The organism is Paraburkholderia sp. 31.1, from assembly GCF_014397645.1.
Taxonomy (GTDB): domain Bacteria; phylum Pseudomonadota; class Gammaproteobacteria; order Burkholderiales; family Burkholderiaceae; genus Paraburkholderia; species Paraburkholderia tuberum.
In genome coordinates this window covers 1-255 of the sequence record NZ_VZQN01000250.1, presented here as the reverse complement: position 1 = coordinate 255, position 255 = coordinate 1, and the positions used below count along the sequence as shown (strand labels likewise).

The 255-nt window shown below is 69.4% G+C and carries 1 pseudogene; it reads right to left on the bottom strand.

The annotated features are described in order from the left end of the window. Positions 1-255, bottom strand: a pseudogene (locus F6X37_RS36180) (IS4 family transposase); the annotation flags it as partial.

Below are 255 nucleotides of genomic sequence, written 5' to 3'. Positions count from 1 at the left end.
ATGGAAAGCCCACTCCTTCGGCCTGAGCACTGGACTGCGGGAAACGGGCCTGGTTCGACGGCGTATCGGGCATCGAGATCCCGGTGCCGTCAACCAGCTTGACCGGGCGCCCGCGCCACTTCCAGGCCGGCTCGGCCTGCTCATGCAGTTGGCGCCCCGTCTCGCGCGCCAACTCCCGCACCATCGTCAGCGGCAGTCTCTGGCGAGCGCGGCAGTAGCCTCCCGTACGCACACTCATGGGCCGCAGCCCGTCGG